Raw genomic sequence first — 24,573 nt, 5'->3', positions numbered from 1 at the left:
GGCAGTAAGTCTTTACAGATAGGGGAAATGGTTATGTTTTTATGGGGAACACTGGTTAACGGGCTGTTGATCATCCTGGGCACAATGCTGGGCAAACTTCTCCATCGTATACCTGAGGGAATGAAGACGACCGTCATGCACGGAATCGGCCTCTCAGTAATGGTGCTTGGCTTGCAAATGGGCCTTAAAAGCCAAAATTTCCTTATCGTCATTTTAAGCCTTGTTCTTGGAGGGGTACTTGGCGAGGCTTGGGCCCTGGATGACAAGCTGAATCGGCTGGGCCTCTGGCTTGAACGGAAAATTGGCGCGAACGGAAAGGGAAGTATTTCCCAGGGGTTTGTAACGGCTACGCTAATTTTTGTAATCGGGGCAATGGCAATTATCGGCGCCCTTGACAGCGGGATTCGCGGTGACCACGATGTCCTTTATACGAAAGCGATCATTGACGGTTTTACTTCAATCATCCTGGCAACGACCCTTGGCATCGGTGTTATGTTCTCGGCCATTCCGGTTATGCTGTATCAAGGGACGATTGCTTTGTTCGCCACTCAAATTGACAGGATTGTCCCAGCTGTATTAATGGATCAATTCATTGTGGAAATGACGGCCACCGGAGGGGTAATGATTTTTGCCATCGGCTTGAATCTGGCCGGGCTAACGAAAATAAAGGTTGCAAATCTGCTCCCGGGCATCCTCGTTACGGCGATGGCGGTAGGGGCTCTTTATTTTTACCAGCAGCTTACATAAGGAAACTAAAAACAGGAGAAGCCTTGCTCGCTTTTCCTGTTTTTAGGTTGTCTGTTCATTTATGGCAGCCTCTTGCTCCCTGTTCCAGCGGATTTCCGACCATGCAAGCTGGTTGTATTGGTATTTGGAGGCTAGATGGATACCGTTCGCAATTGTTTTTGCCATTTTTACAACCAGGCTGAGCCTCGTATTTTGCAAAACAAAAAACTCCATGAAACCGCTGACATTGACGATTCCAGTAATATGCATATCCCCGACTTCTGGCAATTCCTTGTTTACCCCAGCCCCCGGTTTTACAGGGCCATCGCAAACCTGAATAATGCCTACACTTTTAAAACGGCCGAGACAAGCATCAATCGCAATAATAAATGGATGGAAATGCCTTGCCATGATGTCCTTCAGTTTTTCTTCCAAATTTACGGCATGGATTGGATCGTCCAACGTTCCGTATATGTGGAAAGATGGCAACCTCTTCTCTTCAAGGAAACTACCAACGAGAGGGCCCAACGAATCTCCTGTCGATCGGTCAGTCCCAATGCAGACCACTACGATTGGCCGGCTTGTTAACAAAGGCAAATGTGTAATCAGCTCAGTCGCCAGCTTTGCTTCCGCTTTGGCGTCCTCATAATGTATCCGGCTGTTTTGCACCCTGTCGAATAAGCCTGGTTTAATAGTCATTAAGCCCACTCCTTTATGGAAAGCGTAAACGCATTCAGTTCAGTTGTTGTGCTGGTGAACGTCCGTGCAGGACTTAGAGTTAAGGTGGGGTAAATATTTTCCCAATGGGGAGATAAAGAATAGTATCAGTATACGAATATATTTCGTACTCTATACATACCTAAAATATGTTTTTGCTAAACAGGGTAGAAAGAAGGATGAATACGCCCCTTCAGGGAGTAATGGACTAGAAATATAAGGCAGTTGGCCGCGAAAAGTTGAAAAAAATCCCGCTTCTAACTAGAATGATAATGATTGATTGCTTAGGTGGTGAGACTGTGTATATGGTTAACCAGATAATGAGCAAAATACATAACAGATTACTTGATGAAGATAAATGGGCCGCTATCGGAGAGGGTGCAATAAAAATCCTTTTTATACTGGTGATTTCGGTATTCCTGATCCGGATTGGGAAGGCGGCTATCCATAAAGCATTTAAAATAAGGGGCAAAATGCCCCTCAGGGTAACGGAGCGGCGTGAAGCAACCCTTGTAAAACTGCTTGACAATATCCTGTCATATGTCATTTATTTCATTGCATTAATGATGATCCTTACCGTATTGACAATTGATGTGAAAGCCATGCTCGCAGGGGCGGGAATTGTTGGCCTTGCAGTCGGCTTTGGCGCGCAGAACCTGGTGAGGGACGTTATTACCGGATTCTTCATTATTTTTGAGGACCAGTTCTCGGTTGGCGACCATATTAGGGTTGATACATTTGAAGGAACGGTAGAGACGATTGGCCTACGGACGACGAAAATAAAGGCGTGGACTGGGGAATTGCATATTCTGCCAAACGGGAGCATTACGCAGGTCACTAATTACTCCTTAAATAACAGCATGGCTGTAGTGGATATCGGAGTCGCATACGAAGAGGATATTGAAAAAGCTGAAAAGATAATCCAGGAAATCATCGGGAAATTGGCGAATGCGCATGAGGATATGGTTAAACCACCGGAATTGGTCGGAGTGCAAAACTTCGGCCCAACCGAGGTAACCTTAAGGGTTGTCGCGGAAACAAAGCCAATGAAACATTTTGCAATTGCAAGGATGATCCGTAAAGAAATCAAGCTGGGATTGGACCAGCACGGAATCGATATACCATTTCCAAGGATGGTCATGTATTCACGCGAGGATAAAGGCGGCCAAACCGCTGACAGGGGGAAAAGCTGATGGAACAAAAAGAATATGGATTGAATGACATAGTCGAAATGAAAAAGCCTCATCCATGCGGGACAAATCGCTGGAAAATCATTCGCCTCGGAATGGATATCAGAATCAAATGTGAAGGCTGTGCCCACAGCGTACTTATACCACGGAGGGAATTTTCAAGAAAAATGAAAAAGGTTCTTGTGAAGCATGAAAATTAAGTTCATGCTTCTTTTTTTTGTAAAAATGTATTAATCTAGTAATTAAAAACATACGAAGGCGCTTGCGGGGGTGGGGAGTTGCAAACAATCGTGAAATCAGGGTGCCCGTTGAATTGCTGGGACAACTGCGGTTTTCAAGTAACAATGGAAAATGGGAAGGTCATTCAAATAGACGGCGACCCTGACCATCCAATTACAAAAGGTAAAATCTGCGGCCGTGGGCGGTCGTTAATTAAGAGAATTGAAGCCGAGGATAGGTTGCTTTATCCATTGAAAAAAGTAAATGGTGAATTCGTCCGGATTTCCTGGAAACAGGCACTTGATGAAATTGCATCAAAGATGGACGATATTAAGGAAATGTATGGCACAACTGCAGTTCTCCACAGCCATGACTATGCGAATAGCGGGATCCTGACAAACCTTGACCAGCGTTTTTTTAATGCTTACGGCGGAGTGACGGAACTGGTTGGTTCGCTTTGCTGGGGAGCAGGAATCGAAGCGCAACTTTGGGATTTTGGCGATGCGCTCAGCCATGCACCAGGCGATTTATTGAACAGCAGGCATATCGTTGTGTGGGGAAGGAACGCCTCGAGGACAAATCTGCATTTCTACCAAAGCCTACTTGAAGCCAAGAAAAAGGGCATCCACATTCTTGTGATTGATCCATTATACAATGCCACGGCAAAACTGGCAGATGACTTTATCTCAATCAAGCCGGGCATGGACGGCCTGCTCGCCGCGGGCATTTTAAAGGGTTTGCTTAAGTCTGGAAAGGAAGACCGCGCCTATATTGATCAATACACCGAGGGGTTTGGGGATGTTGAAGCGCTTCTTGATACAATTACAATAGAGGAAATCAGCGAAAAGACTGAAGTTCCAATAGAGGCAATTGAAAGGCTGTCCGGCATTTATGCAGACCGGCCTGTGTCGACTTATATTGGCCTCGGCATGCAGCGCTACCGGAATGGAGGCAATACCATCCGGTTTATTGATGCGCTTGTCGCGGCGAGCGGAAATATTGGCATTCCTGGCGGTGGAGCCAATTATGCAAATCTTCAAGTAGGGAAGAGCTTTCAGGCCGCCCGTCTTTCATTAAGCGATAGAAAAAAGGAGTTCCGCCAATTCCCAATCATGAAACAGGCTGAACTGATTCTTTCGGAAAAAAAACCTGAAATAAAAATGGCCATTGTCACATGCGGCAATCCTGCAACCCAGGTCCCCGACTCGAATATAGTCGAGGAGGCCTTTTCAAAGGTCGAAACGGTTGTCGTAATTGATCAGTTCATGACTGACACAGCCCTGCTTGCCGATTATGTCCTGCCGTCTGCGGCTGTTTTTGAAGAAGAAGATATTTATTATGCTTCAATGTTCCATCATTATGTGAATTATGCGCCGAAGCTGATGGATCCGCCGGGTGAGGCAAAACCGGATTTATGGATATGGACCGAGCTGGCAAACCGGCTTGGCTTTGGCGATGATTTTGCCTATACGCCCGAGCAATGGCTGGAAATGTTCCTGGAGCCATTGAATAAAGACGGGCTGACCCTTGAATTGTTAAAGGAACGTCATACATTCGAACTGCCGGTTGTCAAAATTCCCTGGGCGGATGGAAGATTTAGGACGCCTTCCGGAAAATACGAATTTACTTCAAAACTGGCCAAGCAAAAGGGAGTGGACGGGAAGCTTCAGTTATCCTTGCCGGCTGAGACGAGATGGGCAAACCCTGATTTGGCGTCACGGTTCCCGTATTCTCTTTTGACAATCCATCCGCTGAGGTCAAACCATTCGCAGCACTTTCCGATTTTTGCAAAAGAGCCTCACGTTATCATTGAGATTGCGCCAGATATTGCAAATAGGCATGGATTTATCGATGGTGATAAGGCAAAGGTTTGGAATGAGCGGGGAGAAGTAACCGGTACGGTTTCCATTTCGCCGAAAGCACATCCCGGGACAATCAATATCGATGAAGGTATTTGGAAAAAATTTGGCGGGCCTGTCAATAGCCTTACATCAAGCCTTCCTTCCGATAATGGGCTGGGCAGCACTCTGTATGATTGCCTGGTTACGATAGAAAAAATCAAGGCCAAGTAAACTGCCGGATTTTCCGGCAGTTTTAAAATGGGCGGCCAATCAACGCAACCTTGTGTTTTTAGAAAGGAATGCCTATAATTGTGTAGTGCTTTTAAATGTAATTGTAACTGCAATGTGAAATTTCAATAGATACTGTTTATTTTAGAGGAGTGACCGAACTATGGCGTTAACAGCAGGTATTGTGGGCCTTCCGAACGTCGGGAAATCCACGCTTTTTAATGCAATAACCCAGGCGGGTGCCGAATCGGCGAACTACCCGTTTTGTACAATCGACCCGAATGTCGGAATCGTCGAAGTGCCGGACCAACGCTTGAATAAGCTGACCGAACTGGTCCAGCCGAAAAAAACCGTGCCGACTACATTTGAATTCACCGATATCGCCGGGATTGTGAAAGGTGCAAGCAAGGGGGAAGGCCTTGGAAATAAGTTTCTTTCCCACATTCGTGAAGTGGATGCGATCTGCCAGGTGGTCAGATGCTTCGCCGACGATAATATCACCCATGTTGCCGGCAAGGTAGACCCAATTTCAGATATCGAAACGATTAATCTTGAGCTGATCCTCGCTGATATGGAGTCCGTGGAAAAACGGATCGGCCGTGTTGAAAAGCTGGCAAAGCAAAAGGATAAGGATGCTTCAGCTGAATTTGAAGTGCTGTCCATGCTTCGCGAAGCGTTCGAAGCTGAAAAGCCTGCGAGGGCAGTTGAATTTACGGAAGAGCAAATGAAAATTGCCAGGCAGCTTCATCTGTTGACAATCAAGCCTGTATTGTATGTAGCGAACGTTGGCGAGGAAGATGTAGCCGATCCGTCTTCGAATGAATATGTGCAGCGGGTCCGTGATTTCGCCGCCAATGAAAATGCGGAAGTCATTGTCATTTGTGCAAAAATTGAATCCGAAATAGCCGAGCTTGAAGGGGAAGAAAAGGAAATGTTCCTCTCAGAGCTAGGGATAGAAGAATCCGGACTTGACCAGTTGATTCGTAAGGCATACAGCCTTCTTGGACTGGCTACCTACTTTACTGCTGGCGTCCAGGAAGTCCGTGCCTGGACATTCAGAATGGGTATGAAAGCTCCTCAATGTGCCGGAATCATCCATTCCGATTTTGAAAGAGGATTTATCCGGGCTGAAACGGTTCACTATGATGACCTGCTTGCGCATGGTTCAATGAATGCTGCGAAAGAAGCTGGAAAAGTGCGGCTGGAAGGAAAAGAATATGAAGTGAAGGATGGCGACATCATTCATTTCCGTTTCAATGTATAAAAAAAACATATCAACGAAGGTGTTCACCCGGATTTATTGCGGTGAATGCCTTCTTTTTTTACAGCATCCAGGCGGCTGTTGCGCTTTGAGCATTTCTATGATATACTTTTACCTTGTGAGTAATTAATAAATTGCTCCTTGCCCAATTGGGCCGCTTAGACCAAAAGGAGGTGACTGTGATGAGAAAGTACGAAATTATGTACATCATCCGCCCAAACATTGAAGATGAGGCCAAGAAAGCGCTTGTTGAGCGTTTCAACACAATTCTGGCTGATAATGGTGCGGAAGTGGCAGAAGCAAAGGACTGGGGTAAACGCCGTCTCGCTTACGAAATCAATGATTTCCGCGACGGATTCTACCAGATTCTGAAGGTGAATGCCGAGCCTGCAGCGGTAGAAGAATTCTCCCGCCTTGCAAAGATCAGCGAAGATATCATTCGCCACATCGTGATTAAAGAAGAAGAATAATCCTTACAGATAAATCGTTCCGGGAAAAATGTTCCACGTGGAACATGAACAGGACAAGGGAGTTGATTCTGATGATGAATCGTGTCGTACTGGTTGGCCGTTTAACGAGAGATCCTGAGCTTCGATATACGCCAAGCGGTGTTCCGATGGCTACATTTACTCTTGCAGTTAACCGCACATTCTCCAACCAGCAGGGGGAGAGAGAGGCTGACTTCATTAATTGTGTGGTATGGAGAAAACCGGCGGAAAACGTCGCTAACTACCTTAAAAAAGGGAGCATGGCAGGCGTGGATGGCCGTATTCAAACCCGCAATTTTGAAGGACAAGACGGAAAGCGTGTCTATATAACAGAAGTCGTAGCTGAAAGCGTTCAATTCCTTGAACCAAGGAGCTCCGGCAATAGAAGCGACAACAACGATTACTATGGCGGTGCTCCAAGGGAACAAGGCAATCCTTTTGGGAACAGCAATCAGAATCAACGGCCTGCACCTGCGAAACAGCAGGGTTATACTCGGATGGATGACGATCCGTTCGCTGGCAGCGGACAGATTGATATCTCCGACGATGACCTGCCATTCTAGAGCGATAAAATAACGGACAGTACTAAGCATATTTGAAAAGGAGGGACATACAGATGGCAATGGGACGTAAAGGCGGCCGCGCTAAGCGCCGTAAAGTGTGCTACTTCACTGCAAACGGAATTACACACATCGATTACAAAGATGTTGATCTGTTGAAAAAGTTCATTTCTGAACGCGGCAAGATTCTGCCACGCCGTGTGACTGGCACAAACGCAAAATACCAACGCAAATTGACAATCGCAATTAAACGCGCTCGTTTAATGGCATTGCTTCCATATGTTGCAGGCGAATAATAGCCTGATTACAAAGAGCAGCAGGGACTCCCTTGCTGCTTTTTTAACATTCTTCATTTGCTTTTCACGTTACGTTAGTTAACAAGTAAACCACCCGCTTCTCTATTTAAAAAACAAGGGTTTTTTTGAAAAATAAAGTAGAGAGCAATACAAAACTACATAAATTGTTCTGTTTTGAGAACATTACGTAAAACCAGTTGTTTTTCTTTTCATGATTAGGATATTGGGTATAATGAAATTAGGATTCGGCTTATGGATACTTTTAAAATGAAGGATTTCCAATATTGCCGATGCATAAAAATTTGGAACTTTTCTGTCAGGGAGCTGAAAGAATGCCGTCATTTTTGGAAAAGCGGTCAATACGTTATCCTTTTTACGGATTACTGGGCTTAACTGCGGTGCTTTTGGGCATCCTTGCACGTTATCATATGGCTATAAGCATAGCAGGCTACGTCCTGGCGGGAGCCGCTCTTTATTATTTGGTGCAAATTGATAGGCGCCAGCGGAAGGAAATGGAGGAGTATATCTCAACCCTTTCATACCGGGTTAAAAAGGTCGGGGAAGAGGCGCTCATGGAAATGCCCATTGGGATCATGCTGATCAACGATGATCTTTGCATCCAGTGGACCAATCCTTTTCTGGCTTCCTGTTTTGATGAGGAGACATTGGTGGGGAGGTCTCTTTATGATGTTGCCGAATCGCTTGTTCCTTTGATTAGGCAGGATGTTGAAACTGAACTGATTACGCTCCATGACCGGAAATTCCGGGTTATCCATAAAGTGGATGAAAAGCTTCTCTACTTTTTCGATGTAACCGAGCAGACTGAAATTGAAAAAATGTACAGGGACGAGCGGACAGTCATTGCCATTATCTTTCTTGATAATTATGAAGAACTTACCCAGGGGCTTGATGATCAGGCACGAAGCAGCATCAATAATCTTGTTACCTCCATCCTGAATAAGTGGGCGCACGACAATGGCATTTATTTGAAGAGGATTACATCCGAACGTTTTATTGGTGTTTTCAATGAAAGCATACTTCAAACATTGGAAAAGGGGAATTTTACGATTTTGGATGTTGTCAGGGAAATGACGATGAAACAAAACGTTGCCCTGACTTTGAGTATAGGAATAGGTGCTGGGGTTTCGTCATTGCCAGAACTGGGAACCCTTGCACAATCGAGCCTTGATCTCGCGCTTGGGCGCGGTGGCGACCAAGTGGCGATTAAACAATCAAATGGAAAAGTGAAGTTCTACGGAGGCAAAACAAATCCGATAGAGAAGCGGACGAGGGTCCGTGCGAGGGTTATCTCCCATGCATTAAAAGAGTTGATTGCCGAGAGCGATAAAGTTATCGTTATGGGACATAAATTCCCGGACATGGACTCTGTCGGCTCTGCAATAGGGATCAGCAAGGTTGCGCAAATGAACCAGCGCGATGGTTATATCGTCATGAATTACGACGAAATTGATACAGGAATCCAGCGGCTGATGGCCGAAATCAAGCAGCATCCGGATTTATTCGAGCGGTTTATTACTCCAGAGCAGGCGCTTGATTTGGCTACAGATGCAACTTTGCTGGTGATTGTCGATACGCACAAACCGTCGCTTGTCATTGATGAAAGGGTTCTGGACTCGATAAGCGACGTTGTTGTTATTGACCACCACAGGCGCGGAGAGGACTTTATCAGTAACCCGCTGCTTGTGTATATGGAGCCATATGCTTCCTCAACTGCCGAGCTCGTTACCGAACTTCTTGAATACCAGCCAAAACGGGCTAAGTTCAGCATGATAGAAGCAACAGCACTGCTTGCCGGTATTACCGTCGATACGAAAAGCTTTACACTCAGGACAGGCGCCAGGACGTTTGATGCGGCATCGTATTTAAGGTCGCTCGGAGCCGATACAATTCTTGTCCAGAAGTTTTTGAAGGAAGATGTGGATACGTATATTAAGAGAGCAAGGCTGATTGAATCCGTCTATTTTTATAAAGAAGGCCTTGCAATTGCGAAAGCGGCTGATGGCGATGTTTATGACCAGGTAATGCTTGCGCAGGCGGCGGACACACTGCTAACGATGGATGGTGTCCAGGCTTCATTCGCGATGTCCATACGGGATGATGGACAGATAGGCATCAGCGCCCGCTCGCTTGGCGAAGTCAACGTACAAATCATTATGGAAAGCCTCGGAGGCGGGGGGCATTTGACCAATGCGGCCACACAAATTGCAGATATAGAAATCGAAGAGGCGGAGCAAATGCTTCAGAAGGCCATCGATGATTATTTTGAAGGAGGAAAAGCGGAATGAAGGTAATTTTTCTGAAAGATGTTAAAGGAAAAGGAAAAAAAGGCGAAGTAAAGAATGTCGCCGATGGCTATGCACATAACTTTCTTTTCAAACAGGGGCTTGCTGTTGAAGCGAGCCAGGCCAACATGAGCAACCTGAGCGCCCAGAAGAAAAAAGAAGAAAAAATGGCTGCCCAGGAACTTGCCGAAGCGAAAGAGCTAAAGGCAAAGCTTGAAAAAATCACTGTGGAACTAACTGCGAAATCCGGGGAAGGCGGCCGCCTGTTTGGATCGATTACAACGAAGCAAATTTCCGAGGAATTGCAAAAGAAGCATGGCATTAAAATTGATAAGAGGAAGATGGAGCTTGAGGATGCCATTCGCAGCCTTGGCCAGACAATGGTTCCAGTCAAGCTTCATCATGAGGTCACAGCGACTCTCAAGGTTTATGTAAAAGAAGGAAACTGATTTTTAGTGGTAGATTTCGACAGAGAACATGATAAGATAATAGAGTAGCGAAAATGTGATCGGCCCGGCTGGTCACTTTTTTCGCGGTGTTAAGCAGTATTACCTCGAGGACGGGGGGATTTTTTGATGAATGATGTATTTGCGGACCGTATGCCGCCCCAAAATATAGAAGCAGAACAGGCAGTGCTGGGAGCGATTTTTCTCGAACCGGCTTCATTGACACTGGCAACCGAGATATTGATTCCAGAGGATTTCTACAGGGCGGCCCACCAAAAAATCTTCAATACGATGCTTAAATTGAATGATGAGGGGAAAGCCGTCGATTTAGTCACAGTCACGGAAGAACTTGCAGCGGCGAAGCTACTTGAGGATATTGGCGGAGTCAGCTATATGAGCGAATTGGCCGGATCTGTGCCTACGGCTGCCAATATTGAATATTATGCGAAAATCGTTGAAGAAAAATCATTGCTGCGCCGCCTAATCCGCACAGCAACAACGATTGCACAGGATGGATATTCACGGGAGGATGAGGTTGAACTTCTTCTCTCGGAAGCAGAAAAAAACATCATGGAGGTTGCCCAGCGGAAAAACGCCGGTGCTTTCCATAATATTAAGGATGTCCTTGTCCGGACGTATGACAATATTGAAATGATGCATAATCGGAAAGGCGACATTACCGGGATCGCGACCGGATTCCGTGAGCTGGACCGGATGACTGCGGGGTTCCAGCGCAACGATCTGATTATTGTAGGCGCACGTCCATCGGTCGGTAAAACGGCATTCGCATTGAACATAGCCCAGAATGTCGCTGTCAAGACCGGTGAAAATGTCGCCATTTTCAGCCTTGAGATGGGTGCGGAGCAGCTTGTTATGAGGATGCTCTGCGCGGAAGGCAATATTGATGCACAGCGGCTGCGGACCGGTTCCTTGACGGATGAGGACTGGGGCAAACTGACGATGGCCATGGGCAGCTTGTCACGGGCTGGAATATTTATAGATGATACCCCGGGAGTGCGAGTTGGAGATATCCGTTCAAAATGCAGGCGCCTGAAACAGGAGCATGGCCTCGGAATGATTATGATCGATTACCTCCAATTGATTCTGGGAAGCGGCAGGAGCGGTGAAAACCGCCAGCAGGAAGTATCTGAAATATCACGTTCCCTGAAGCAGCTTGCGCGTGAACTTCAGGTACCGGTCATCGCATTGTCCCAGCTCTCCCGTGGGGTGGAGCAGCGCCAGGATAAGCGCCCGATGATGTCCGATATCCGGGAATCGGGAAGTATCGAGCAGGATGCCGATATCGTAGCATTCCTGTACCGGGACGATTACTATGATAAAGAATCAGAGAATAAAAACATCATAGAAATCATCATTGCCAAGCAGAGGAACGGCCCTACAGGCACAGTCCAGCTGGCATTCGTAAAAGAATACAATAAATTCGTCAACCTGGAGACCCGATTTGATGATTCGGCCATTCCTCCAGGCGCATAGCGGTTTCCATATGCCGGCCTTTTAAAGGGCCGGCAATTTTAATTTTAGGGGTGTGAAAAATAGATACATATTCAATCACTTCCAAAACAACCAGGCTTGTGATTCGGCCTCTTAGATGTTCTGATTATTGGTTATACAATCCATAACCAGTTCTGGGGCAGGGGATATGGAAAAGAAGCGGTAAAGGAAGGCTTGGCAATTGCATTTACTAAATTAAAGTATCACCGGATAGAAGCCCATATTAATGTTGATAATACCCCCTCAGAGCGACTGGCACAAAGTGTCGGCATGGAATTTGAATGTGTCAGGAAAGGATTCATATTTGAGTTCGGCAAGTGGACGGACAACCTGGTGTATTATTTGAACGGCGATAACACTGAAATAGATATGTTAAGCTAGTACATCCTTTTGTGATTTTACGAACATAGTAGAGTTGTATAATAGTAAATGTTCGGGTTTTCTTGACTTTTTATTCGTGAAGTTGGTAAGATTGGTATGGTTTGTTGCTTATTATAAAAAAGTAGCTACTTTTGGAGGTGCTTGTATGTCATCAGTTGTTGTAGTTGGTACACAATGGGGCGATGAAGGAAAAGGAAAAATTACTGACTTTCTTTCTGAAAATGCAGAAGTAATTGCCCGTTACCAGGGAGGAAATAACGCCGGCCATACCATTAAATTTAACGGCGTTACTTATAAATTGCACCTAATCCCTTCAGGAATTTTCTATAAGGATAAAATTTGCGTAATTGGGAACGGCATGGTCGTAGATCCGAAGGCACTAATCAAGGAACTTGAATATTTGCACGGAGAAGGGGTTTCCACAGACAACCTCCGCATCAGCAACCGCGCGCATGTTATCCTTCCATACCACCTAAAGCTCGATGAAGTTGAAGAAGAGCGGAAGGGCGCTAATAAGATTGGAACAACGAAAAAGGGAATTGGCCCTGCTTATATGGATAAGGCGGCAAGGGTAGGAATCCGTATCGCCGATTTACTGGACAGGGAATTATTTGAAGAAAAGCTAACAAGGAATCTTGAGGAGAAAAACCGCCTTTTTGAAAAAATTTATGAAACACAAGGATTTACCGTCGAGGAAATCCTGGATGAATATTATGGATACGGCCAGCAAATCAAGAAATATGTCTGCGATACATCGGTTGTCCTGAATGATGCGCTTGACAAGGGCCGCCGCGTCCTATTTGAAGGCGCGCAAGGAGTAATGCTCGATATTGACCAGGGGACATATCCATTTGTTACGTCATCCAACCCGGTTGCCGGCGGAGTGACAATTGGATCGGGGGTCGGCCCGACAAAAATTACGAATATCGTCGGGGTTTCCAAAGCCTATACAACACGAGTCGGCGATGGACCGTTCCCAACAGAACTTAATAATGAAGTTGGCGACCAAATCCGTGAAGTGGGCCGTGAGTACGGTACAACAACCGGACGCCCTCGCAGGGTTGGCTGGTTCGATAGCGTCGTTGTCCGCCATGCACGGCGTGTGAGCGGCATTACGGATCTTTCACTCAATTCAATTGACGTTCTGAGTGGACTTGAGACAGTGAAAATTTGCGCAGCCTACCGCTACAAGGGTGAAATCATTGAAGAGTTTCCTGCCAGCCTGAAGGTGCTTGCGGAGTGTGAACCAGTCTATGAGGAATTCCCAGGCTGGACAGAGGATATTACAGGCTGCAAGTCACTTGGCGAGCTCCCTGAAAATGCCCGCCATTACCTTGAAAGGCTTTCGCAGCTTACAGGAATTCCATTGGCAATCTTCTCTGTAGGCCCGGATCGCTCACAGACGAATGTCGTCAGGAGCCCTTGGAGGCCAAGCATGTAAGAACGGGTACCAGGACCCTTCTCCTTTCGGGAGGAAGGTCCTTTCTTTTTCATTTTCCTTGTCCTGTTGGTTCACGTTCGCTGAACAGCATTTGGATGTTTTAAGTATGCTGTTTAGGGAAAAGGAGTGAACATTGGGCGGAAAAAAGGGTTAGAATAATTTTTTTCTGAAATTGCTTGCTTCTTATTCAGTACGTATGCTATTATAAAAAACGTCGCCACTGGCAAAAAGCAACTATGCTGGATGGAAGATTAATAAACTATTTTAATAAGAGCCATTAGCTCAGTTGGTAGAGACGAGCAATGCTCCAAGGAATAAGCTACGAGTTGTACCCGCCGAGACGCTGCTTGCGAATCTTACTGAGGCGGGGACACAAATGCTATAGAAGATTAGGATACACCATTTTAATAAGAGCCATTAGCTCAGTTGGTAGAGCATCTGACTTTTAATCAGAGGGTCGAAGGTTCGAGTCCTTCATGGCTCACCATTTATTTTTTTGATAAATGGCCCCTTGGTCAAGCGGTTAAGACACCGCCCTTTCACGGCGGTAACACGGGTTCGAATCCCGTAGGGGTCATTATTCTGGTCCGGTAGTTCAGTTGGTTAGAATGCCTGCCTGTCACGCAGGAGGTCGCGGGTTCGAGTCCCGTCCGGACCGCCACTTTTTTAAAAGTGCAATACATATTTAGATTGGCTCAGTAGCTCAGTCGGTAGAGCAACGAGCAAAGCTCCAATGAATAAGCTGCGAGTTGTACCCGCTGAGACGCTTCTTGCGGATCTTTCTGAGGCGGGGACAAAGGCGATTACAAACTTAATTTAGGAAGCATAATTATATACGGCTCAGTAGCTCAGTCGGTAGAGCAAAGGACTGAAAATCCTTGTGTCGGCGGTTCGATTCCGTCCTGAGCCATCAAGGAAGAAAGCAGAAAGTCCTGCTTTCTTTTTTATTTCCCAACAAGCTTACCGAAATTGTAATGTATTTGTAATAAATAGCCCTTATTTTACCATAAAACAACCTAATTCCTCCTATCTAAGACATTTTTACTACCAAAATTGTCGAAACCCCCAAAAACCCACTATTTATAGGCTTTTCGGCCTGTTTTCCTTCTGTTTTTTCAAAGAAAATAGACCTTCAAGCGCTATTTTGCCGCCAAATTTTTCCTGTAAATGTCAACTATTATACATTTCTGTTACATTATTAGCAGTTCTAATCTATTTAAATTAATTTATGGTAAAGTAGAAAATGTGTAAAAATATTTTATATTTCCCAATAGGAAATTAGTTGCGTTTTTAGAAACTAAGAGGTTTTGTTTCTGTCGCCCAGGGAGGAAAAACAATGAAAGTATTTTCAAAGGAACGTTCCTTGCCAACGAAAAAACCGAATAGGACATTCAATTACATAAAAAAATATATGCTCACCGCTTTAGCGGCCACGGCGTTATTCCTGACAGCCGGGGAAAAGGCGGGAGCGGAACTAAAGCTAACCACTGTATACTATGTTTATCTTAATAATGCATACATAGGGACTGTATCTGATAAAAACGTTGTAGAAGCAATGGTTGAAAAGCAAGTGATGGATATGCGGAAGATGAATAAGAACTTCAAAATTGGTTCGGAAATCACCTATATCCCGGAACAGGTTTTCCGCTCAACGGCCAACAACCGGGAAGCCGCCGAAAGGCTTGCAAAGGAAATGACCCTAGAAGTGGAATCCGCGGCGATTGTCATTGATGGGCAGCCGGTCGTCTACCTGGACAGCCAGGAAGCTGCTGAGCGGGTCATTAAACTGTTAAAATATAAATATGTGACCATTGAACAGCTCGAGGGGGTTGAAGCGAGGAAAAGCCAGCCAGAAACTGCTTTACCTCCATTAAAGGAAGATGAAACGCGCATCCTTGATGTCCGTTTTTCCAATGAAGCGGAAGTCAAGATGACAACCGTCTCTCCCAAGAAAATCCTGACTCCGGAAAAAGCATTGAAGTTCCTTCAAAAAGGGACGCTCGAAGAAAAGAAATATACAGTTAAAGAAGGGGATGTACTAGGGTCGATCGCAATGGGCGCCAATCTTACAACTGCTCAGCTGCTTGCCCTTAACCCTGGAATGAAAGAAGATTCCCTTATCAAGATTGGCCAGGAATTAAACATAACGGTTCCAAAGCCTTTTCTCGACGTAATAGTAGACAAGGAAGTTTTCAAAAAAGAAACCCTTTCGTTTAAAACCGAGGTAGTCAATAGCGATTCAATGTTCAAAGGTGATAAAAAGGTGAAACAGGAAGGCCGAAATGGGGCCAGGGAAGTCACCTATGCAATTTCCGAACAGGGCGGGCAGGTTATCAAGAAATCGGTTATAAGCGAGAAAATTACTCAAAAGCCTGTTAACCATATTATTGTCAGGGGCACCAAGGTCGTTCCTTCCCGTGGCGAAGGGTCGTTCGTATGGCCTGCATCAGGAGGCTATGTATCAAGCCAGATTGGTTACCGCTGGGGCAAAATGCACAAGGGAATTGATATCGCCAGGCCTTCAAACCACACAATCAAAGCCGCCGACAACGGAACAGTTATTTCCGCCGGTTGGGATGGGGGCTATGGAAACAAAATTGTCATCGACCATAACAATGGATTCCGAACCGTCTATGCCCACTTATCATCGATCGATGTCCGTGTTGGCCAAACAGTGGCAAAAGGGTCAAAAATAGGCCTAATGGGTTCAACTGGGGATTCAACCGGCCTCCACCTTCATTTCGAAGTATATAAAAATGGCAGTCTCCAAAACCCGCTGAAATTTTTAAGAAGATAGAATCAAAGATCAAGCTTACAAGTCTCCGGCATGCAATCGGAGGCTTTTTGCCCATTAGGCAATTGTTTCTAATAGATGATTTATAGCTAGTAAAATGGTAAAGTTAAATAGTATAATGTGAACCCGATTAGCTAACTTAAGCCGCTGGAGCACAGTGGCAAGTTTTATGGTAGCTCACCAATTGGACCTTTTCGGGCATGATTCCCCGCCTCTCTTCTTTAATTCCTCTTAACCTTGAGGCAGGGGATCTTAATGCCTGTTTAGATTGAATAAATGCTAGAAAGCGGGAAGAGGAAGGAGTTTTGGGATGGAGAAGAAAATTTTGGTCGTTGACGATGAAAAGCCAATTGCCGATATACTGCAGTTCAATTTGAAAAAAGAGGGGTACAATGTTTTTTGCGCATACGACGGGAACGAAGCAATCTCCATGGTTGAAGAGGTTCAACCGGACCTGATACTTCTCGATATCATGCTGCCCCTCCGCGATGGGATGGAAGTGTGCAGGGAAGTAAGAAAGAAACATGAAATGCCCATCATTATGCTGACAGCCAAAGATTCCGAAATTGATAAGGTTCTCGGCCTGGAACTTGGGGCCGATGACTATGTGACGAAGCCTTTTAGCACAAGGGAATTGATTGCCAGGGTGAAAGCGAACCTGAGGAGGCATCAGCTTCCTTCCGGCCAGGGCAATGGGGAAGATTCTTCGAATGAAATAGAAATCGGATCGCTCACCATCCACCCGGATGCCTATGTTGTATCAAAACGGGGCGAAATAATTGAATTGACACATCGTGAATTTGAACTCCTTCACTATCTTGCCAAACATATTGGCCAAGTCATGACACGGGAACATCTCCTGCAAACAGTGTGGGGATATGACTACTATGGCGATGTCCGGACGGTGGACGTTACGGTAAGGCGGCTGCGCGAGAAGATCGAGGACAGCCCAAGCCACCCGGCATGGATTGTGACTAGAAGAGGAGTCGGCTATTATTTGCGCAACCCTGACCAGGAGTAAGGAATTTCAATGAAAAGAGTCGGCTTTTTTAATTCTGTCCACCTTAAATTTGTGCTTATATATGTACTGCTTATCCTCCTCGCCATGCAGATCATTGGGGTTTATTTCGTCAAGCAGCTTGAAGAAACCCTTACTGCAAACTTTCAGACGTCCCTGAAACGGCAGGKGACGATGCTTGGCTATAACCTCGTTGAGCAAATGCAAAAGGAACGGGGAACAGGGGAAACGGACAGCAAAGAGGAAATAAGGAGAATTTTAAAAGAATTTGCCGTCGGCGATATTATTGAAGTTAGGCTGATTGAGGCTGATACGCTGAAAATCCTCGGGACATCGAAACAAAATGACCAGGACGTAGTCGGCCAAAGGACTACGGAAATGAGGATAAAGCGGTCGATTGTCATAGAAGATGAACAAAGCGAAATTCTCGTTGACGGAAATGGCCGCCGGATATGGGTACTCGCCACTCCTATTAAATCAGACCGGAAAATCATTGGTGTAATCCGGGTTATTGCCAATATTGAAAGTGTTTTTGAACAGATGAAAACAATCAATGGAATTTTGGCAAAAGGCACTGCGATTGCGTTGGTGTTTACGGCCGCGCTTGGGATTCTGCTGGCGCAGACGATTACACGGCCGATTACTGATATGAAGAAACAGGCGTTGGCGATGGCTAAAGGCAATTTTTCCAGGAAGGTCAAGGTATACGGGTACGATGAGATTGGCACGCTTGCCATGACATTTAACAACTTGACGAAAAAACTGCAGGAAGCTCAGGCCACGACAGAAGGAGAACGGAGGAAACTTTCATCCGTCCTTTCCTATATGACCGATGGGGTAATCGCTACGGACCGTAGGGGAAGGGTGATTGTGATCAATGATCCGGCTGCTAAAATGCTCGGCGTTTCACGTGAAACAGTCCTTTCCCAGCCAATTGTGTCTGTGCTTGATTTAGAGGATCTGTATACATTCGAGGAATTGCTGGAAATAAAGGATTCAATCATCCTGGATTACAGCACAAAGCATACCCCCTATATTTTGAGGGCAAATTTGTCCGTCATCCAGAAAGAAACCGGCTTTGTGAACGGCCTGATTACGGTTCTCCATGATATAACCGAGCAGGAAAAAATCGATGCGGAACGCCGGGAGTTCGTGGCGAATGTATCGCACGAGCTGAGGACGCCGCTGACGACGATGAGAAGCTATCTCGAAGCACTGGCCGATGGCGTAATGGAAGATCGGGAGGTTGGCCCGCAGTTCCTGAATGTCGCCCAGACGGAAACAGAACGAATGATCAGGCTTGTGAATGACCTGCTCCAATTGTCAAAAATGGATAGCAGGGACTACAGGCTTTCAAAAGAATGGGTCGATTTTACGGAGTTCTTTAGCAGAATAATCGACCGTTTTGAAATGGCAAAGCATGAAAATGTCCGGTTCACGCGGATTTTGCCGCGCAAGCCGCTCTTTGTTGACATTGATGAGGATAAATTGACCCAGGTGCTTGATAATATCATTTCGAATGCCCTGAAATACTCGCCTGAGGGCGGAGAAGTAATTTTTACCGTCCTTGAGGAGGAAGGAAAGATTACGGTTAGCATAAAGGATGAGGGCATCGGGATTCCGAAAGAAAATCTCGGAAAGATATTTGACCGTTTTTACCGCGTTGATAAGGCCAGGACCCGGAAGTTGGGCGGCACGGGCCTCGGGCTTGCTATAGCCCGTGAAATGATAAATGCCCATGGCGGCAATATTTGGGCAACAAGTGAGGAAGGAAAAGGTACACAAATCATTTTCACTTTGCCTTACGAGCCGACTGAAGAGGTTGACTGGTCATGAAATATGAAACTGTAAAATCGATTTTGCTGACGCTGCTGGTTCTTTTAAGTATCGGGCTGACCTGGTCTTTATGGACCTACCAGCCGAATCTTGACCTGCTTGTGAGCGGGAAATACGTTGAAGAAGTAAAAATGGGCGAGAGAAAAGAAGAGTCCAAAATCATTAAGCCTGAACGAATTCTTTATCACACAGAAGGAAAGCATTACGGGACTTCACGGATTAATGAAATCGACAGGCTGATGAAGGAAATGTCCGGTTGGGTGTTTTTTGATGTGAAAAACCATACCGAGCAGGCGGGAACTTTTAAACAGGTGGTACATGGGAACGGCAAGGTTGAAATCGTGTATCCTCATGAGGTGCCCGTCGAGGKTTTCAGGAATATCCTGAACTTCGAGGAGAAAAAACTGCCATCCTTCCAGTTCGACCGAATTGTTATCGATATGAAAAGCCTCCAGAAAGACAGAGGCGTTGTTTACTTCGCGAATTCGAGGACCCGGGAGATTTATATCAGCTATATCTCCGCATCGCTTTTAACCCAGTTCAACCGCAGCTTTTATGAACGGGCGGGACAGAACCCGGCTTATTTTGCATTTGAAGCAACTGAAAAGCGGACAATCTTTCTTCCAGAAGAAGAAACGGAAATGCGAGCGTATAAGTATTGGCCAAAAATCTTGGAATCCGATGAATTTAAAGAAGCCCTTTTCAGTAACCCAAGCCTTGTGCAAAAAAGCATTGTCAGTACAGGTGAGGAATATGCGAACGATTCCAGCAAAATGAATATTTACACGAACAAGCATCTGCTTGTGTTCATTAATCCCTCGGAAGATAACGGATATTTGTCCGGATCCACGAACCTGCTAAGGCGGAGCATTGATTTTATTAATGAACATTACGGCTGGACTGACCCATACCGGTTTGTCTACCTTGATGAAGCTTCCCAGCGGGTAACTTTCCGGCTTTACAGCATGGATGGATACCCAATATTCAATGAAGAAGGCCTTTCGGAAATCAATGAGTTCTGGGGAAAGAATGAAATTACCAGATTAACCAGGCCGACTTTTGCGATGGAGCTTCCGTTTGAAACGACAAAAGTTGTTCGTCCGTCCGGAAGGGAAGCTTTGGAGTTTTTGAAAAAGCAAAAAGGTTTCAAGCCGGAGCTTCTTGAGGATTTGGTCCTGGGCTACAGGATGGAAAGGGACTCCGCATCCAACAGGCTTATCACTCTGGAGCCCGCCTGGTTTTACCTCTACAATAAAAAATGGGTTCAAATCAGCACGGAAGAGTTGGGGGTGATGCGGCATGGATTGGAGTAGGATTAAAACAATCTTCATCATTACCTTCCTCATCCTGGACGTCTACCTTCTGTATCAGTTAATGGCGAAGCATAACGCCAACCAGCTTGAAATGATGAAGGAGACTTCCGTTGAGGACCAGCTCAAGGCGGCCGATATTACCTATGAAGCAATGCCCAAAGCAGCAATAAAGGATCAATATGTCCGGGCAAAAATCAAGGAATTTACAAAAGATGATAAAGAAAAACTGAAGAACCAGTCGATTATCATAAGAGAAAAGAGCGTCCTTGTTTCAAAATTGTCCGAGCCATATCAACTGGATGAAAATGCCGAACCAATTTCGCTGGCCGGGTTCATCAATGAAAATATCCTGTTTGGCAGGGAATATCAGTATTGGGAACGGGACGATAAGAAAAAAACAATTACGTATTTCCAACAGTACCAGAATAAATTTTTGTACCAAAGTGTGAATGGAAATGGCAAGATTGTTTTCGAGTTGAATGATAAAAACCAAATTGTTTCGTACGAACAGACGTATTTTGAGGACATTAAGAAGCTGGATGTGAAGGAAGAGGTCATCCAGCCGCTAAAGGCGTTGGGAATCCTCGTCCAAAAGGGGTTAATCGAGCCAAAAAGCAAGATAATAAAAGTTGAGCTTGGCTATTCGACGATTGTGCCGCTTGCCTCTTCACAGGTATTCGCCCCGACATGGCGCTTTGTCATTGATAACGGCAAGAATTTGTATGTCAATGCATTCGAGGGCCAGGTGATCCCGTTTGGGAGCGAGGAAAACGGAGTAACGGAGTGAACGGAATGACATTGCAATTTAGTGTGCTTGCAAGCGGGAGTACAGGAAACGCCATCTATGTGGAATCGGGCGAGCACTCATTTTTGGTGGATGCGGGCTTGAGCGGAAAGCAGCTCGAAGGCCTTTTTCAGAAAATTGGCCGTGATATGCGTGACTTGTCCGGAATCTTGGTCACCCATGAGCACAGTGACCATGTGAAAGGATTGGGCGTCGCCGCGCGCAAGTACAAGCTTCCGATCTATGCGAACGAAAAGACATGGAAAGCAATGGAGCACTGCATCGGGGAAATCCCGACAGAGCAGAAGTTTGTTTTCGGAATGGAAACGGTCAAGAGCTTTGGTTCGCTCGATATTGAGTCGTTTGGCGTTTCGCATGATGCTGCCGAGCCGATGTTCTATGTTTTTCATTCAGGCGGAAAGAAGCTTGTTTTGATTACCGACACGGGCTATGTAAGTGACCGTATGAAGGGAACCATCGAGAATGCGGACGCATATGTGTTTGAAAGCAACCATGATGTCCAGATGCTCAGGATGGGAAGATACCCCTGGAACGTCAAGCGCCGGATCTTGAGCGATGTCGGGCACGTCTCGAATGAGGATGCCGCAATTGCGATGAGCGAGGTTGCCGGGGACAAAACAAAAAGGATATACCTGGCTCATTTAAGCCTGGACAACAATATGAAGGACCTGGCAAGGATGGCCGTTGCCCAGACGCTTGAAACGAGGGGCATCCGGATCGGCGAGCAGTTTGATCTATATGATACAGACCCACGCATCCCGACAGCGTTGACCGCTGTGTAGGATTGCTTAAAAGAGTAAATATACGTCCTTTTGGATGGTATGTTTGCTCTTTTCTTTATATGGCCGAAGATTTTGCGGAAATGAAATGCCGAGTAGAGTTATGCGTTGAAAAAAGAGTCTTGGGGTGATGCGTTTCCATTCGAAATATTCCGTGGGGGGAGTATAATTAGTTTAAAAGTGGCATGCGTTTTGGCAGTTTTGAAGGAGGAATTGTATTATGGGATATTATGACCATGACTACCAGTCCAGGTATAAGGAACCGGAGCCGAAAAAGAGCAGAAAAGGCTATTTCCTCACCAGCCTTATCGGGGCGATGATTGGAGCTTTCCTCGTTATTCTATCTGTTCCTTTTCTCTCGGATGCGGGGCTGCTCCCTTATAAAGTGGCACCGACAAACGGGCCGGCACTGGAAACGGCTGCAGGAATTGGAGGAGCAACAACAGAAGTCCGGAAACAGGTGGCTGTCGATGTGGAAACAGATGTAACGAAAGCGGTTGAAAAGGCCGCCGATGCCGTCGTCGGTATAAGCAATATCAGAACGTCGCGGGGATTTTGGTTCAGTGAGGACCAGGAGCAATCCGCCGGAACGGGATCGGGAGTTATTTATAAAGTAACTGGAAATAAGGCATATATCGTGACGAACCACCATGTAGTGGATGGAGCGAACGAGCTCGAAGTAACCCTATCGGATGGCAATAAAATACCTGCCAAACTAAAGGGCAGTGACGTATGGACGGATCTCGCCGTCCTGGAAGTCAGTTCAGATAAGATTAAAACAGTTGCGGAATTTGGCGACTCCGAGCGATTGAAGCCAGGAGAACCGGTCATTGCAATCGGGAACCCGCTTGGGCTGACCTTTTCCGGTTCGGTTACGAAAGGGATCATTTCCGGCCTTGAACGGGCCATTCCAGTCGATATAAACCAGGATGGAATTGCCGACTGGCAGGCGGATGTTATCCAGACGGATGCAGCCATCAACCCGGGTAACAGCGGAGGGGCGCTTATCAATATTGCAGGCCAGGTAATCGGCATCAACTCAATGAAGATTGCCCAAAGCGCTGTTGAAGGAATTGGGCTGTCCATTCCTATCAATTATGCAAAGCCGGTGATTGCCGACCTCGAAAAATACGGCGAAGTGCGCCGCCCTTACATGGGTGTCGATTTACGATCTGTATCAGATCTGCCCACTTCGTTCCAGCATGGGGAACTGCAGTTGCCAGGGGATGTGAATTATGGAGTCGCCCTCAGGCATGTCGTACCGAACTCACCAGCCGATAAAGCGGGGCTCAAAGAACTGGATGTCATCGTATCAATGGATGGAGAGAAAATAAAGGATGCCATTGATCTCCGCAGGCATCTCTACAATAAGAAGAAAATTGGCGAGAAGATGGCAATCAAGTTTTACCGCGGGGGCAAACAAATGGAGACGACCATCCAGCTTGGTGAAGGAGATATTTAGAATGGAACGGGAGGGCCTTACGTGGGGCCTTCCCGTTTTTTGCTGTGGAAAAGTTGAAGGGATTAGGGGTTGTACAGTATGGTATGATGTGAATAACTCGTTTTCTGGTGTGGAAACTATACATAGAGCTGACATCAAAGAGTTATCGGTTGCAAAGAAGATGGAGGTGGACAAACTTGATTTATTGTTGCGAAGAACACGTGGATCTTGCACTTGATATGGTCGTAGATGAGCACGAAACCTTTCCGATTTTGGAAAAAGTAGATGTGGATAACTTATCAACAAGCTGTGAATTTTGTCAAAATACGGCTATATATGTTGTGGCGAACGAATGATCTGCTACAATATGTGGATAGAAAATGTGGACATGTGGATAAGTTCTGTGGATAACGTGTTTGTAAACTGTTTGTAACCATTCTGTAAAGGGTTGTGGATTGTGAATATCTCTGTCGTAACGGTTGGTAAATTGAAAGAAAAATATTTGAAGCAGGGGATCGAGGAATATACGAAACGCCTGTCCGCCTATGCCAAAATTGAAATCATTGAAGTTCCCGATGAAAAGGCGCCTGAGGAAATGAGCGAAGCCGAAATGGAACAGGTCAAGAAAAAGGAAGGGGAGCGGATTCTTGCTAAGGTCAGCTCCGATGCCCATGTCATCGCCCTGGCCATTGAAGGAAAGATGCAATCGTCCGAGGAGCTTGCCGCCAACCTGGACAGGCTCGCCCTCCACGGCAAAAGCAAAATCGCTTTTATTATTGGCGGTTCGCTCGGCTTAAGCAGCGAGGTCCTGAGCCGGGCCAATGAGAAGCTTTCTTTTTCGAAAATGACCTTTCCTCATCAGCTTATGCGGCTGATTCTTGTAGAACAGATATATCGGGCGTTTCGGATAAATAGGAATGAACCATATCATAAGTAAATGAGGTTTTAATAAAATGTATTGAAAATCAGTCTATCACA

The 24,573-nt window shown here is 45.8% G+C and carries 22 protein-coding genes, 4 tRNA genes and 1 pseudogene; 26 read left to right on the top strand and 1 reads right to left on the bottom strand.

Annotated elements, in window-relative coordinates:
* Window positions 1-33: 33 nt before the first annotated feature.
* Window positions 34-747, top strand: coding sequence for a DUF554 domain-containing protein (locus ADU24_RS21770; RefSeq protein ID WP_053368614.1), 714 nt, complete (start codon window positions 34-36; stop codon window positions 745-747).
* Window positions 748-789: 42 nt separating this feature from the next.
* Here ADU24_RS21770 and yyaC read toward each other — a convergent pair whose 3' ends face one another.
* Window positions 790-1,425, bottom strand: a complete 636-nt coding sequence (gene yyaC, locus ADU24_RS21765) for a spore protease YyaC (protein WP_053368613.1) — start codon at window positions 1,423-1,425, stop codon at window positions 790-792.
* Between the two features lie 317 nt (window positions 1,426-1,742).
* On the opposite strand from yyaC, the gene ADU24_RS21760 reads away from it, so the two are divergent.
* The 25 genes and pseudogenes from ADU24_RS21760 to rlmH all read left to right on the top strand — a co-directional run bounded on the left by ADU24_RS21760 (window position 1,743) and on the right by rlmH (window position 24,532).
* The gene (locus ADU24_RS21760; protein ID WP_156324657.1) at window positions 1,743-2,636 is read left to right on the top strand and encodes a mechanosensitive ion channel family protein; all 894 of its coding nucleotides are present in this window, start codon (window positions 1,743-1,745) and stop codon (window positions 2,634-2,636) included.
* Window positions 2,636-2,833 (top strand): DUF951 domain-containing protein, encoded by a 198-nt coding sequence (locus ADU24_RS21755; RefSeq protein ID WP_053368612.1) that lies wholly within the window; start codon window positions 2,636-2,638, stop codon window positions 2,831-2,833. Before ADU24_RS21760 ends, ADU24_RS21755 begins: the two co-directional genes overlap by 1 nt.
* Window positions 2,834-2,911: 78 nt before the next feature.
* On the top strand, window positions 2,912-4,924 hold the full coding sequence (locus ADU24_RS21750; protein ID WP_053368611.1) for a molybdopterin-dependent oxidoreductase: 2,013 nt from the start codon (window positions 2,912-2,914) through the stop codon (window positions 4,922-4,924).
* 160 nt (window positions 4,925-5,084) lie between these two features.
* Window positions 5,085-6,185 (top strand): redox-regulated ATPase YchF, encoded by a 1,101-nt coding sequence (ychF, locus tag ADU24_RS21745; protein ID WP_053368610.1) that lies wholly within the window; start codon window positions 5,085-5,087, stop codon window positions 6,183-6,185.
* Between the two features lie 179 nt (window positions 6,186-6,364).
* On the top strand, window positions 6,365-6,652 hold the full coding sequence (gene rpsF / locus ADU24_RS21740; protein ID WP_053368609.1) for a 30S ribosomal protein S6: 288 nt from the start codon (window positions 6,365-6,367) through the stop codon (window positions 6,650-6,652).
* A gap of 71 nt (window positions 6,653-6,723) precedes the next feature.
* The gene (ssb, locus tag ADU24_RS21735) at window positions 6,724-7,233 is read left to right on the top strand and encodes a single-stranded DNA-binding protein (RefSeq protein WP_053368608.1); all 510 of its coding nucleotides are present in this window, start codon (window positions 6,724-6,726) and stop codon (window positions 7,231-7,233) included.
* A gap of 53 nt (window positions 7,234-7,286) precedes the next feature.
* Window positions 7,287-7,526 carry a 30S ribosomal protein S18 gene (gene rpsR, locus ADU24_RS21730; protein WP_053368607.1) on the top strand — a complete coding sequence of 80 codons (240 nt, stop codon included), beginning with the start codon at window positions 7,287-7,289 and terminating at the stop codon, window positions 7,524-7,526.
* A gap of 332 nt (window positions 7,527-7,858) precedes the next feature.
* Window positions 7,859-9,832, top strand: a complete 1,974-nt coding sequence (locus tag ADU24_RS21725; protein ID WP_053368606.1) for a DHH family phosphoesterase — start codon at window positions 7,859-7,861, stop codon at window positions 9,830-9,832.
* Complete coding sequence (rplI, locus tag ADU24_RS21720) at window positions 9,829-10,278, top strand: 50S ribosomal protein L9 (RefSeq protein WP_053368605.1); 450 nt, start codon at window positions 9,829-9,831, stop codon at window positions 10,276-10,278. Before ADU24_RS21725 ends, rplI begins: the two co-directional genes overlap by 4 nt.
* Window positions 10,279-10,404: 126 nt before the next feature.
* Complete coding sequence (dnaB, locus tag ADU24_RS21715) at window positions 10,405-11,769, top strand: replicative DNA helicase (RefSeq protein WP_053368604.1); 1,365 nt, start codon at window positions 10,405-10,407, stop codon at window positions 11,767-11,769.
* Window positions 11,770-11,898: 129 nt separating this feature from the next.
* Window positions 11,899-12,168: pseudogene (locus ADU24_RS21710) on the top strand (GNAT family N-acetyltransferase); the annotation flags it as partial.
* 145 nt (window positions 12,169-12,313) lie between these two features.
* Window positions 12,314-13,609: an adenylosuccinate synthase gene (locus tag ADU24_RS21705; protein WP_053368603.1), complete on the top strand. Its 1,296-nt coding sequence runs from the start codon at window positions 12,314-12,316 to the stop codon at window positions 13,607-13,609.
* Between the two features lie 411 nt (window positions 13,610-14,020).
* Window positions 14,021-14,096: transfer RNA gene (locus ADU24_RS21700), tRNA-Lys, on the top strand.
* An 18-nt stretch (window positions 14,097-14,114) separates the two neighbouring features.
* Window positions 14,115-14,186 (top strand) — tRNA-Glu (locus ADU24_RS21695).
* 7 nt (window positions 14,187-14,193) lie between these two features.
* Window positions 14,194-14,270, top strand: a tRNA-Asp gene (locus ADU24_RS21690).
* 176 nt (window positions 14,271-14,446) lie between these two features.
* Window positions 14,447-14,519, top strand: a tRNA-Phe gene (locus tag ADU24_RS21685).
* A 426-nt stretch (window positions 14,520-14,945) separates the two neighbouring features.
* The gene (locus ADU24_RS21680; RefSeq protein ID WP_053368602.1) at window positions 14,946-16,406 is read left to right on the top strand and encodes a M23 family metallopeptidase; all 1,461 of its coding nucleotides are present in this window, start codon (window positions 14,946-14,948) and stop codon (window positions 16,404-16,406) included.
* Window positions 16,407-16,713: 307 nt separating this feature from the next.
* Window positions 16,714-17,424: a response regulator YycF gene (gene yycF / locus ADU24_RS21675; protein WP_053368601.1), complete on the top strand. Its 711-nt coding sequence runs from the start codon at window positions 16,714-16,716 to the stop codon at window positions 17,422-17,424.
* A 9-nt stretch (window positions 17,425-17,433) separates the two neighbouring features.
* Window positions 17,434-19,257, top strand: coding sequence for a cell wall metabolism sensor histidine kinase WalK (gene walK / locus ADU24_RS21670; protein WP_053368600.1), 1,824 nt, complete (start codon window positions 17,434-17,436; stop codon window positions 19,255-19,257).
* The gene (locus ADU24_RS21665; protein WP_053368599.1) at window positions 19,254-20,570 is read left to right on the top strand and encodes a YycH family regulatory protein; all 1,317 of its coding nucleotides are present in this window, start codon (window positions 19,254-19,256) and stop codon (window positions 20,568-20,570) included. The genes walK and ADU24_RS21665 overlap by 4 nt, the downstream gene beginning before the upstream one ends.
* Complete coding sequence (locus ADU24_RS21660) at window positions 20,557-21,357, top strand: two-component system regulatory protein YycI (RefSeq protein WP_053368598.1); 801 nt, start codon at window positions 20,557-20,559, stop codon at window positions 21,355-21,357. The genes ADU24_RS21665 and ADU24_RS21660 overlap by 14 nt, the downstream gene beginning before the upstream one ends.
* Before the next feature lie 5 nt (window positions 21,358-21,362).
* Window positions 21,363-22,157: an MBL fold metallo-hydrolase gene (locus tag ADU24_RS21655; RefSeq protein WP_053369041.1), complete on the top strand. Its 795-nt coding sequence runs from the start codon at window positions 21,363-21,365 to the stop codon at window positions 22,155-22,157.
* A gap of 217 nt (window positions 22,158-22,374) precedes the next feature.
* The gene (locus ADU24_RS21650) at window positions 22,375-23,616 is read left to right on the top strand and encodes a S1C family serine protease (RefSeq protein WP_053368597.1); all 1,242 of its coding nucleotides are present in this window, start codon (window positions 22,375-22,377) and stop codon (window positions 23,614-23,616) included.
* Window positions 23,617-23,723: 107 nt separating this feature from the next.
* Complete coding sequence (locus tag ADU24_RS22815; protein WP_442853746.1) at window positions 23,724-23,951, top strand: CxxH/CxxC protein; 228 nt, start codon at window positions 23,724-23,726, stop codon at window positions 23,949-23,951.
* Window positions 23,952-24,052: 101 nt separating this feature from the next.
* Entirely contained in the window at window positions 24,053-24,532 is a 480-nt protein-coding gene (rlmH, locus tag ADU24_RS21640) for a 23S rRNA (pseudouridine(1915)-N(3))-methyltransferase RlmH (protein ID WP_053368595.1), read from the top strand.
* Window positions 24,533-24,573 lie beyond the last annotated feature (41 nt).

This window comes from Bacillus sp. FJAT-27245, assembly GCF_001273955.1.
GTDB lineage: Bacteria > Bacillota > Bacilli > Bacillales > Cytobacillaceae > Bacillus_D.
This window is presented reverse-complemented; position numbering and strand designations above follow the sequence as displayed.

Coding starts and splice junctions, on each gene's coding strand:
- ADU24_RS21770 (WP_053368614.1), top strand. CDS start 34: ATGTTTTTATGGGGAACACTGGTTAACGGGCTGTTGATCATCCTGGGC.
- yyaC (WP_053368613.1), bottom strand. CDS start 1,425: ATGACTATTAAACCAGGCTTATTCGACAGGGTGCAAAACAGCCGGATA.
- ADU24_RS21755 (WP_053368612.1), top strand. CDS start 2,636: ATGGAACAAAAAGAATATGGATTGAATGACATAGTCGAAATGAAAAAG.
- ychF (WP_053368610.1), top strand. CDS start 5,085: ATGGCGTTAACAGCAGGTATTGTGGGCCTTCCGAACGTCGGGAAATCC.
- rpsF (WP_053368609.1), top strand. CDS start 6,365: ATGAGAAAGTACGAAATTATGTACATCATCCGCCCAAACATTGAAGAT.
- ssb (WP_053368608.1), top strand. CDS start 6,724: ATGATGAATCGTGTCGTACTGGTTGGCCGTTTAACGAGAGATCCTGAG.
- rpsR (WP_053368607.1), top strand. CDS start 7,287: ATGGCAATGGGACGTAAAGGCGGCCGCGCTAAGCGCCGTAAAGTGTGC.
- ADU24_RS21725 (WP_053368606.1), top strand. CDS start 7,859: ATGCCGTCATTTTTGGAAAAGCGGTCAATACGTTATCCTTTTTACGGA.
- rplI (WP_053368605.1), top strand. CDS start 9,829: ATGAAGGTAATTTTTCTGAAAGATGTTAAAGGAAAAGGAAAAAAAGGC.
- dnaB (WP_053368604.1), top strand. CDS start 10,405: ATGAATGATGTATTTGCGGACCGTATGCCGCCCCAAAATATAGAAGCA.
- ADU24_RS21705 (WP_053368603.1), top strand. CDS start 12,314: ATGTCATCAGTTGTTGTAGTTGGTACACAATGGGGCGATGAAGGAAAA.
- ADU24_RS21680 (WP_053368602.1), top strand. CDS start 14,946: ATGAAAGTATTTTCAAAGGAACGTTCCTTGCCAACGAAAAAACCGAAT.
- yycF (WP_053368601.1), top strand. CDS start 16,714: ATGGAGAAGAAAATTTTGGTCGTTGACGATGAAAAGCCAATTGCCGAT.
- ADU24_RS21660 (WP_053368598.1), top strand. CDS start 20,557: ATGGATTGGAGTAGGATTAAAACAATCTTCATCATTACCTTCCTCATC.
- ADU24_RS21655 (WP_053369041.1), top strand. CDS start 21,363: ATGACATTGCAATTTAGTGTGCTTGCAAGCGGGAGTACAGGAAACGCC.
- ADU24_RS21650 (WP_053368597.1), top strand. CDS start 22,375: ATGGGATATTATGACCATGACTACCAGTCCAGGTATAAGGAACCGGAG.